We start from the raw sequence: 11,354 nt of genomic DNA on the forward strand, positions 1-11,354 counted from the left end.
TGTTCGAGGCGGCCACTGTCGGGGAGCTGGCGGGGCGGGTGGAGCAGGTGTCCGGTGGGGGTGCCGGGGTGCCGTTGGTTGCGCGGGTGCGGCCGGCGCAGGTGCCGTTGTCGTTGGCGCAGCAGCGGATGTGGTTCCTGAATCGGTTCGATCCGGATTCCACCGCATACAACATTCCGCTCGCCCTGCGAATGACCGGTGCACTGAACGTCGGAGCGCTTCGCGACGCGGTCGCGGATCTGGTCTCCCGGCACGAATCACTGCGCACCGTCTACCCGGAGACGGAGTCCGGCCCCGTTCAGCGCATCCTCCCGGCGGCGCAGGCGTCGGTGGACCTGACCCCGGAAGATGTCACGGCGACAGACCTCGAGGCTCGGATGCGCGAGATCGTCTCGGCCGGATTCGACGTGACGACGAACGTGCCCGTGCGTATGCACTTGCTGCGCGTGACCGACGAGGACCATGTGCTGGTGACGGTCGTGCACCACATCAGTGGCGACGGGTCCTCGATGGTGCCGCTGGTGCGTGACGTGATGACGGCGTATTCCGCGCGCACCGCCGGAACCGAACCGGCCTGGGCGCCATTGGAAGTGCAGTACGCGGACTACGCGCTGTGGCAGCGCGAGGTGCTCGGCTCCGAAGACGACCCGGACTCGACCGCCGCGAAGCAGCTCGCCTATTGGCGTGAGTCTCTGGCCGACCTGCCCGACCAGCTGGATCTCCCGCTCGATCGACCGCGGCCGGCACTGCAGAACTTCCGCGGCGACCGTGTGGAGTTCCGCATCGGTGCCGACCTGCACGGTGAGCTACGCGACCTCGCTCGAGCGCAGAACGCCACGGTGTTCATGGCCGTGCATGCCGCGTTCGCGGCGCTACTCGCTCGGCTGTCGGGTGCCGGCGACATCGCGGTCGGCACACCCATCGCGGGCCGTGACCAGCAGGCCACCGACGACCTCATCGGCATGTTCGTCAACACGCTCGTGCTGCGGCTGCAGGTGAACGGCGGCAACTCCTTCGGTGATCTGCTCGTCGCCGCCCGTGAAACGGATCTGCAGGCGTTCGCGCATGCCGATATACCGTTCGAACGACTCGTCGAGGTCCTCAATCCGGCGCGCTCGACAGCACGGCACCCGCTTTTCCAGGTCGGGTTCTCGTTCCAGAACCAGCGCCGCTCGGAACTCGAGCTGCCGGGTCTGGACGTGGTGCCGATCGACCTCGAAGGTGGCGTCGCACAGTTCGACATGCACCTGATCGTCACCGACCGTTACCGCGAGGACGGCACGCCGGACGGGATCGACGCCGTCCTCACCTACGCGACGGATCTGTTCGAGCGGGAGACCGTGGAAGCGGTCGCAGACAGGTTCGTGCAGCTACTCGGTGCGTTCGTCGAGGATCCCGCTGCGCCGGTCGGTGACCACCTGCTGCTTCTCCCGTCCGAGCGCCACGATCTCGCCGCACGGAACGAGACCACCCACGACACCGGCGTATCCGCCACCCTCGTCGACCTGTTCGACGAGCAGGTCGCCACCCGGCGCGATGCCGTGGCCCTCGACTACGAGGGCCGGCAGTGGACGTACGGCGAGTTCGACTCGTCGGTGAACCGGCTCGCCCGATATCTGATCTCGCTCGGTGTGGGACCCGAAGATCGTGTCGCACTTGCAGTTCGGCGTTCTCCTGAACTGCTGGTCGGGATGTATGCGATCGCCAAGACCGGCGCCGCGTACGTGCCCGTCGACCCCGCGCAGCCTGCCGAGAGGAACGCGTACATCCTCGACGCTGTTGCACCCGCGGTGATCGTCACGACGAGTGCGGACCCGGTCGGACACGGACAGGTTCGGGTGGTCGAACTCGACCGCGTCGACCTCTCCGATGTCGCGGACACACAGGTCACCGATGTCGAGCGGACCGCGCCGCTACGGCCGGACCACACGGCCTACGTGATCTTCACATCGGGTTCGACGGGCAGGCCGAAGGGCGTTGCCGTTCCGCATGCCGCGATCGTGAACCAGTTGCTGTGGAAGCGCAGCTTCTTCGGACTCGGCCCGGACGATGCCGTGCTCCTCAAGACGGTCGCCACCTTCGACCTGTCGGTGTGGGAGTTCTGGTCGGCGCTCACGTCCGGGGCGCGGCTGGTCGTGGCAACGGCGGACGGGCATCGGGACCCCGACTGCCTGCTCGGACTGCTGCGGGATCGCAATGTCACCACGTTGCACACCGTTCCCTCCATGCTGTCGATGCTCATGACCGTGGCGGCCGGCCCGCTTTCCCCGTCGCTGCGTCGCGTCCTCGCGATCGGTGAGGCCCTGCCGGCTCCGGTGGCACAGCAGTTCCGGCAGGCGAATTCGGCGGCGCTGTACAACCTGTACGGTCCGACCGAAGCTGCCGTGTCGGTCACCGTTCACGAGGTCGACGATGCAGACACGGTCATCGTCCCGATCGGTGTGCCCGAGTGGAACACCGCCGTCCACGTTCTCGACGGGCGGTTGCGTCCGGTCGCCCCGGGTGTGGCAGGCGAGTTGTACCTCTCGGGGGCTCAACTGGCGCGTGGCTACCACGACCGCCCCGACCTGACGGCCGACCGATTCGTCGCGGATCCGTTCGGCGGCGGACGGATGTACCGCACCGGCGACATCGTTCGATGGAACCGGGACGGCCGACTCGAGTACCTCGACCGCGCCGACTTCCAGGTGAAGATTCGCGGATACCGGATCGAACTCGGCGAGATCGAGGTTGCTCTGCGCGACCTCACGGACGTGCGGGACGTCGCTGTCGTGGTGCGCTCCGACGCCCGGACCGGCGACCGGCTGATCGCCTACGTCGTTCCGGCCGATGGGCGATTCGACGAGAACGATGTCCGTTCCGCACTTGCCGAACGGCTTCCGTCGTACATGGTGCCGTCGGCGTTCGTGGAACTCGATGCGCTGCCGCTCAGCACCAACGGCAAACTCGACCGGGCGGCACTGCCCGATCCCGGCGTCGAGGCAGGCGAGTTCCGCGCACCGACCAATCCGGTCGAGGAGGTCGTCGCGGATGCAGTGGCCGAGTTGCTCGGTGTGGAGCGGGCTGGTCTCGACGACGACTTCTTCGCCCTCGGCGGCAATTCCCTGCTCGCGACGCAACTCGCGGCACGCCTCGGCGCGGCGCTCGACACGAAGGTGGCCGTGCGCAAGGTGTTCGAGGCACCCACGGTGGGGGCTCTTGCCGCCCATATCCAGCCTTCCGTCGGGGTGGGGGCTCGCGCCCCCCTCGTTGCCGGACCGCGGCCCGAACGTATTCCGTTGTCGTTGGCGCAGCAGCGGATGTGGACCCTGAACCGGGTCGATCCCGACTCCGGTGTCTACAACATCCCGGTTGCCGTGCGCTTGACCGGTGAACTCGACACCGAGGCCCTCCAGAACGCGGTCTTCGACCTGTTCGCGAGGCACGAGGTACTCCGGACCGTCTACCCGGACACCGCGGACGGCCCCGTGCAGGTCGTCCTGCCGGTTGCGAAGGCCGTTCCGGCTCTGACCCCGATCGATGTGACGCCCGGCGAACTCGTCGACCGTCTCACCGAGATCCTCGGCGCCGGATTCGACGTCACCGGTTCGCTGCCTCCGGTGCGGATGGCGGTGTTCCGGATCTCGGCGAGCGAACATGTGCTGGCCGTGGTCGCGCACCACATCGCCGCGGACGGTTACTCGATGCGACCGCTCGTCCGCGACGTGATGCTCGGCTACACCGCCCGTGCGCAGGGACAAGCCCCGGGCTGGGAGCCACTCGAGGTCCAGTACACGGATTACACGCTCTGGCAGCAGTCCGTCCTCGGTTCCGAGGACGATCCGGACAGCGAACTGTCACGTCAACTCGATTACTGGGCAAGTGAACTCGCGGGTGCACCCGAAGTGCTCGAGCTCCCCACCGACCGTCCGCGACCGGCCCGGCAGTCCACCGCGGGTGCATCGATCACCTTCGACGTCGGTGAGGAACTCGCCGTCCGTATCGAGAAGGTCGCACGGGAACACCACGCCACCGTATTCATGGCGATGCACGCTGCCTTCGCGGTGCTGCTCTCCAGGCTGTCCGGCAGCGACGACATCACCGTGGGCACTCCGACGGCGGGTCGTGGTGAAGAAGCGCTCGACGGTCTCGTCGGCATGTTCGTCAACACCCTGGTGCTCCGCACCCGCGTCCCCGGTTCGTCGACGTTCTCGGACATGCTGGAACAGGCCAGGGAAAAGGATCTCGCCGCGTTCGGCAACGCGGACGTGCCGTTCGAACGGGTCGTGGAACGTCTCGGCGTGCGCCGGAGCAGCGCGTACACTCCGCTGTTCCAGGCGATGCTTACGTTCCAGAACATCCAAACCGGGACATTCGAACTGCCGGGTCTGGCAGTGACGCCGCTCGAGACGGGCGTAGACCAAGCGAAATTCGATCTGCAGTGCACGGTCGTCGAACAGTTCTCGCCCGATGGTGCGCTTCAGGATCTCGACGTGACCTTCACGTACGCCACGGCGTTGTTCGACGCGGCAACGGTGGAAACGTTCGGTCGTCGCTTCGTCAGAATCCTCGACGCCGTCGCCACCGACCCTCGCACAGTGCTGCGGTCGATCGACATCCGTTCGGACGAGGAACGTGCGCGTGCCGCACGGCCGCAGAAGGCGCGAACGGTGGCGGATCTTCCCGCACTCGTGACGGAAGCAGCCACGGTCGCGCCCGACACGGTCGCCTTCGCGCACGGTGAACGCGAAGTCACATTCGGTGAGTTCGCGGGACGCCTGGACACGATGACGACGACCACTGGCGGTGCGCTGACCGCGGAAGCGCTCGTATCGGTGGTGCTCAACGGGTTGGTGCCGGGAATGCTGCCAGAACTGGGGGCGGACGGCCTCGCGCAACTCGTGCGTCAGGTGATCGCCCTGGCGGAGGAAGTGATCTCCGCGGATTAGTTCTGCGTCGGTCCGTTCGGGATAATCGAGGATCGAATGTCGTTCGACGCTCGGACAGTACCGTCGGGGGTCGCGTGAGCGATACAGCGAGCGCAGGTTATTTCAGGAGGATGGGGTAGATGACGAGTGACGTGGCGGGCAATCCGGCGTTGGCAATCGGCGATCTGCCTCGGGTGCTCGCCGCCGTGGCGGACGTCGAGCCCGGCCGTGTAGCCCTCGTCGACGGCGAGACCCGGCTTACCTACGGCAGCCTGCACCAGGAGATATCCACCCTCGACGCGGCGATGGGTGGCGCGCTCGGGTTCGACGCTCTCCTCCCTGTCGTGCTGTCGAACGTCGCCCCCGGACTACTCGGGGGTGCAGGGCTTCCCGCGGTCGTCGAGTCGCTTCTCTCCGACGCCCTGGTGGTGCTCGGAGACGACGCGGTCGCGCCGGTGGTAGCCGACCCGAACACCCTCGCTGCAAAGTTCGATGCGCAGGTCGCGGCGACACCGGACGCGACGGCGCTCCGATTCGAGAACGACACCCTGACCTATCGCGAGTTCGATGCGCGCGCGAATCGCCTCGCGCGGCACCTGATCGACCTCGGTGTGGGGCCCGACGTTCGCGTCGGTCTCGCCGTCCGGCGGTCGCTCGAGTTGCTCGTCGGCATGTACGCGATCGTCAAGGCCGGTGGCGCTTACGTGCCTCTCGATCCCGATCACCCGGCCGATCGGCTTGCCTACGTCCTCGAGATCGCCGAACCCGCAGTCGTCGTCACGACCGCACGAGACGACGTGGACCTGCCTGCCACGGTCCTGACGGTGGCGGTCGACACGATCGACCTGTCGGGCGTCTCCGACGAACCCGTCCGGCCCGAGGAGCGGACGGGCGCGCTGACCGCCGACCACCTGGCGTACGTCATCTTCACCTCCGGATCCACGGGGCGTCCCAAGGGCGTGGCAGTCGAACACCGTGCGATCGTCGCGAACATCGCCTGGCGCCAGGCCGAGTACGGAATGTGCGCCGACGACGTGGTCGTGCAGAAGACCCCGTTCACGTTCGACGTTTCGGTGTGGGAGTTCTTCTGGCCGCTACAGGTGGGAGCGTGCCTGACGATCGCAGCGCCCGATGGCCATCGCGATCCCGGGTACCTCGCCCGCACCATGATCGACCACGGCGTGACCATCGCTCACTTCGTACCGTCGATGCTCGCGGTGTACGTCGAGGAGCCTGCCGCTGCATCGGTGACCTCCCTGCGCTATGTCTTCGCGTCCGGTGAGGCGCTGCCTCCGCAGACGGTGGCGCGGTTCCATCAACTGTCCTCGGCGAGCCTGCACAATCTGTACGGGCCCACCGAAGCCGCGGTCGACGTTACCTACTACGCCACCGCGCCCGGCGACACCGTCGTCCCTATCGGCGCGGCGGTTGCCGACACCGGTCTCTACGTTCTGGATGAGGGTCTGCGTCCGGTTCCGGACGGATCCGAGGGCGAGTTGTACCTCGCCGGGGTCCAGTTGGCGCGTGGCTACCTGCAACGCCCCGATCTGACCTCCGACCGGTTCGTCGCAGACCCGTTCGGAGACGCCGGCGACCGCATGTACCGGACCGGCGACCTCGTGAAGACGAACGCCGACGGGCAACTCGAGTACATCGGCCGCACCGACTTCCAGGTCAAGCTCCGCGGACTGCGCATCGAACTCGGAGAGATCGAATCGGCACTGCTCGACCACCCGGCGGTGCGTCAAGCCGTGGTGGTGGTGCACCACGAACCCACCCTCGGCGACCACCTTGTCGCCTACCTCGTCACCGACGGCCGCGAGATCGACCGCACCGAACTCGCAGACGCGGTGCGGCGACGTCTGCCCGACTACATGGTGCCGTCGCTGTTCGTCGCACTCGACGCCTTCCCGCTGGGCGCGAGCGGAAAACTCGATCGAAAGGCGTTGCCGGAACCCGACTTCAGCTCACTCCAGCGGGAGTACCGCGCGCCGTCCACCCCGACCGAACACGCTGTGATTGCTGCCTTCGAGCAGGTTCTCGGCGCCGAACGACTCGGCGTGGACGACGACTTCTTCGACCTCGGCGGCAACTCGCTCAGTGCGACCCGCGTGGTGGCACGCCTCGGTGCCGACCACAACGTCCGTATCGACGTCCGCGAGTTCTTCGATGCGCCGACCGCCGCCGAACTCGCGGCGCTCGTCGACGCCGCAGCGGCTGACGGTGGCGACGAGCGTGCACCGCTGGTTGCACAGGCGCGTCCGGATCGGGTGCCGTTGTCGTTGGCGCAACAGCGGATGTGGTTCCTCAACCGCCTCGATCCCGGTTCTGCGGTGAACAACATCGTGCTGGCGATCCGGCTGGTCGGGCGCGTCGAGGTCGAGGCCCTGTCGTCCGCGGTCTCCGACGTGATCGCCCGGCACGAGTCGCTCCGGACGATCTACCCGGACGATGAGGGGATCGGCAGGCAGCAGGTGCTGCCGGTCTCGGAATTCGTCGTCGACATGACGCCCGAACCGATCTCCCCGAACGACGTGGTCGCCCGCGTCACCGACATCGTCTCCGAAGGATTCGATGTCACCCGTCAGGTGCCGTTCCGGGTGCGGGTGCTGCGCGTCTCTGACCAGGAATACGTGCTGGTGGTGGTGGTCCACCACATCTCCGCCGACGGATTCTCCGCCGGCCCCCTGACACGAGATGTCATGTCTGCCTATGTGTCCCGGGCCTCGGGGAGTGCTCCGCAGTGGGAACCCCTCGAGGTGCAGTACGCCGATTACGCACTCTGGCAGCGCGAGGTGCTCGGGAGCGAGGACGACCCGTCGTCGCTCATGGCACAACAACTCGACTACTGGCGCCGGACGCTGGCGGAGCTTCCCGACGAGCTGGAGCTTCCACGGGATCGCCCGCGCCCCGCGGTGGCGAGCAACCGAGGAGCATCGCACCGGCTCGACGTGGGTCCCGACCTGCGTCGTCGTGTCGCAGAGCTCGCGCGCCGGCAGGGCTCGACCGAGTTCATGCTGGTGCACGCCGCGTTGGCAGTGCTGCTCGGCCGGTTGTCGGGTACCGAGGACATTGTCGTCGGGTCACCTGTCGCCGGTCGCGGGGACGCCGCGCTGGACGATGCGATCGGCATGTTCGTCAACACCTTGGTGCTCAGGACTCCGATCGACACCTCCCGCTCGTTCGACGAGGTGCTCGGCAGCGTGCGCGACGTGGACCTGGAGGCGTTCGCGCATGCGGATGTGCCGTTCGAGCGGTTGGTGGAGGTGCTCGATCCTGCGCGTTCGCAGGCGCGTCATCCGCTGTTCCAGGTGATGCTGACCTTCCAGAACATGCCCGTCACATCCCTCGAGCTCCCCGGCCTGTCGGTCGAGTCACTGGAATTCGACACGGCGATCGCGAAGTTCGATCTGCAGGTGACCGTCACCGATCTGGCCGGGTCGGGTGAGCAGGGTTTCGGTATCGAGTTCACGTATGCCACCGATCTGTTCGATGCCGCAACGGTCGAGGGCTTCGCGGATCGGTTCGTGCGGATCCTCGAGGCGGTGGTGGCTGATCCGTCGTGTCGGGTGGGGGATATCGATCTGCTGGGCGCCGATGAGCGGGTGACGGTGCTCGAGCGGTGGAACGATACGTCGCATCCGGTGCCGGAGTCGACGTTGCTGGATCGCTTCGACGCGCAGGTTGCTGCGTCGCCGGATGCGGACGCGGTGGTGTTCGAAGACGAGTCGTTGACGTATGCGCAGTTCGATGCGCGGGTCAATCGGCTTGCGCGGTATCTGATCTCGCGGGGTGTGGGTCCGGAGACGACGGTGGGGCTGGCGGTGCGCCGGTCGTTGGATCTTCTTGTGGGGATGTATGCGATCGTGCGGGCGGGTGGCGCCTATGTGCCGATCGATCCGGATCATCCGGCCGATCGGATTCGGCATGTGCTCGATATTGCTGATCCGGTGTGTCTGGTGACGACGGCCCGTGATGGGTTCGAGGTGCCGTCCGGGGTGGATGTCGAGGCGATAGAGATCGATCGGCTGGATCTGGAAGGGTTCTCTGCCGAGCGGATCGGTGACGACGAGCGGCGCAGTGTCCTGCGCCCGGACAACACGGCGTATGTGATTTTCACGTCGGGTTCGACGGGGCGGCCGAAGGGTGTGGCGGTTTCGCATGGGGCGATCGTCAATCGTCTCGAGTGGATGCAGCACGAATACTCGCTCACCCGAGATGATGTGGTGTTGCAGAAGACGCCGTTTACGTTCGATGTGTCGGTGTGGGAGTTTTTCTGGCCGTTGGGTGTGGGTGCGCGGTTGGTGGTTGCTGCTCCGGACGGTCATCGGGATCCGGTGTATCTGGCGACGGTGATGGCGGAGCGCAGTGTGTCGGTGGCGCATTTTGTGCCGTCGATGTTGGCGGTGTTCGTGGCGGAGGCGTCGGTGGGGGCGGCGTCGTCGTTGCGGTTGGTGTTCGCTTCGGGTGAGGCGTTGCCCGCGTCGGTGGCGGGCCGGTTGATGTCGGTGCTGCCAGGGGTGCGGTTGCACAATTTGTATGGTCCGACCGAGGCCGCGGTGGACGTGACGTTCCACGAGGTGACCGATGCTGACGTGGTGTCGGTGCCGATCGGTGCGCCGGTGTGGAATACGCAGGTGTTTGTGCTCGACAGCCGACTCGCGCCGGTGCCGGTGGGTGTGGCGGGTGAGTTGTATCTGTCGGGTGTGCAGTTGGCTCGTGGGTATGTGGGTCGGCCGGATTTGTCGGCGGAGCGGTTTGTGGCGTCGCCGTTCGGTGTGGGTGAGCGTCTTTATCGCACGGGTGATGTGGTGCGGTGGAATGCCGATGGAGAACTGGAGTACATCGGTCGTTCCGATTTTCAGGTGAAGTTGCGGGGGTTGCGGATCGAGCTCGGTGAGATCGAGGCGGCGTTGGTGTCGCACGATTCGGTCGCTCAGGCTGCGGTGGTGGTGTCGGCCTCGGATCTCGGGGATCAGCTCGTGGGGTATGTGGTGCCTGTTGTGGGGGCCACGGTGGATCGCGGCGAGTTGGCGGGGTTTGTTTCGGGGTTGTTGCCGGGGTATATGGTGCCGTCGTTGTTTGTGGTGCTCGATGCGTTTCCGCTCAACAGCAGTGGCAAGCTCGATCGTAAGGCGTTGCCTTCGCCCACTTTCGAGGCTCGTGAGTTCCGGGCGCCGCAGACTGCTGTCGAGCAGAGTGTGGCGTCGGTGTTCGCCGAGGTGCTCGGTGTCGAGCGTGTCGGTGCGGACGATGATTTCTTTGCGCTGGGTGGTAACTCGTTGATCGCGATGCAGGCGGTCGCGCGCCTGAGTGCCGCACTCGATACGCAGGTGCCGGTGCGGGTGTTGTTCGAAGCCTCGACCGTCGAAGCGCTTGCGGGTCTACTCGAGTCGTCGTCGTTTGCGGGTCGCGTGCCTCTTGTGGCCGGCTCTCGTCCGGCGCAGATTCCGTTGTCGTTGGCGCAGCAGCGGATGTGGTTCCTCAACCGGCTGGATCCAGAATCTGCGGTGAACAACATTCCGGTGGCGATCAGGTTGTCGGGATCGTTGGATGTCGACGCGTTGCAGGCCGCGGTGTCGGATGTGGTGGCACGGCACGAGTCGTTGCGGACGGTGTATCCGGAGGTCGACGGGGTCGGTTTCCAAGAGATCCTGCCCGCATCGGACTCGATCGTCGAGGTACGTCCGGAAACTGTCGCGGCCGACGACGTCCTGGCACGCGTCACGCAGGTTGTGACCGCCGGTTTCGATGTGACGCAGCAGGTTCCGATCCGGGTGCGGTTGCTGCGGGTCGCGCCGGACGAGCACATTCTGGTTGTGGTGGTTCATCACATTTCCGGTGACGGGTTCTCGATGGGACCGTTGACTCGTGATGTGGTGACGGCGTATGCGGCGCGGGCTGCAGGCGTGGACCCGGGGTGGTCGGCGCTCGAGGTGCAGTACGCGGATTACACACTGTGGCAGCGTGAGGTCCTCGGCGACGAGTCGGATCCGGAGTCGCTGCTTGCGCGGCAAACCGAGTTCTGGCGCAGTGCTTTGGCGGATCTGCCGGAGGAGTCGACGTTGCCGGCGGATCGGCCTCGCCCGCTGGTGTCGAGTTACCTGGGCGCCTCGCACGGTGTCACGATCGACGGACGTATCCGTTCGGGTGTAGCCGATCTCGCACGACGCAGTGGCGCAACCGAATTCATGGTGGTGCATGCTGCTCTGGCGGTGTTGCTGTCGCGGTTGGGTGCGAGTTCCGATGTTGCGATCGGCACGCCGATCGCGGGGCGTGGTGAGGCTGCGCTCGACGATCTGGTAGGCATGTTCGTCAACACCCTCGTATTGCGCACTTCCCTCGACGGTGCGGTCCCGTTCGGGGAGTTCCTCGATACCGTTCGGGGGACAGATCTCGATGCGTTCGCGCATGCGGATGTGCCGTTCGAGCGGTTGGTGGAGGTGC

General features: G+C 66.3%; 2 protein-coding genes. Both read left to right on the forward strand.

Going from position 1 to position 11,354, the window contains the following annotated elements; all coding sequences use genetic code 11:
• Positions 1-4,928: amino acid adenylation domain-containing protein (locus AC0B44_RS20830; RefSeq protein ID WP_471904648.1), on the forward strand; the 4,928-nt coding region annotated here is incomplete at its 5' end.
• A 119-nt stretch (positions 4,929-5,047) separates the two neighbouring features.
• The coding region (locus AC0B44_RS20835) for an amino acid adenylation domain-containing protein (RefSeq protein WP_471904649.1) at positions 5,048-11,354 on the forward strand (6,307 nt) is incomplete at its 3' end.

The organism is Rhodococcus sp. NPDC019050 (assembly GCF_055664235.1).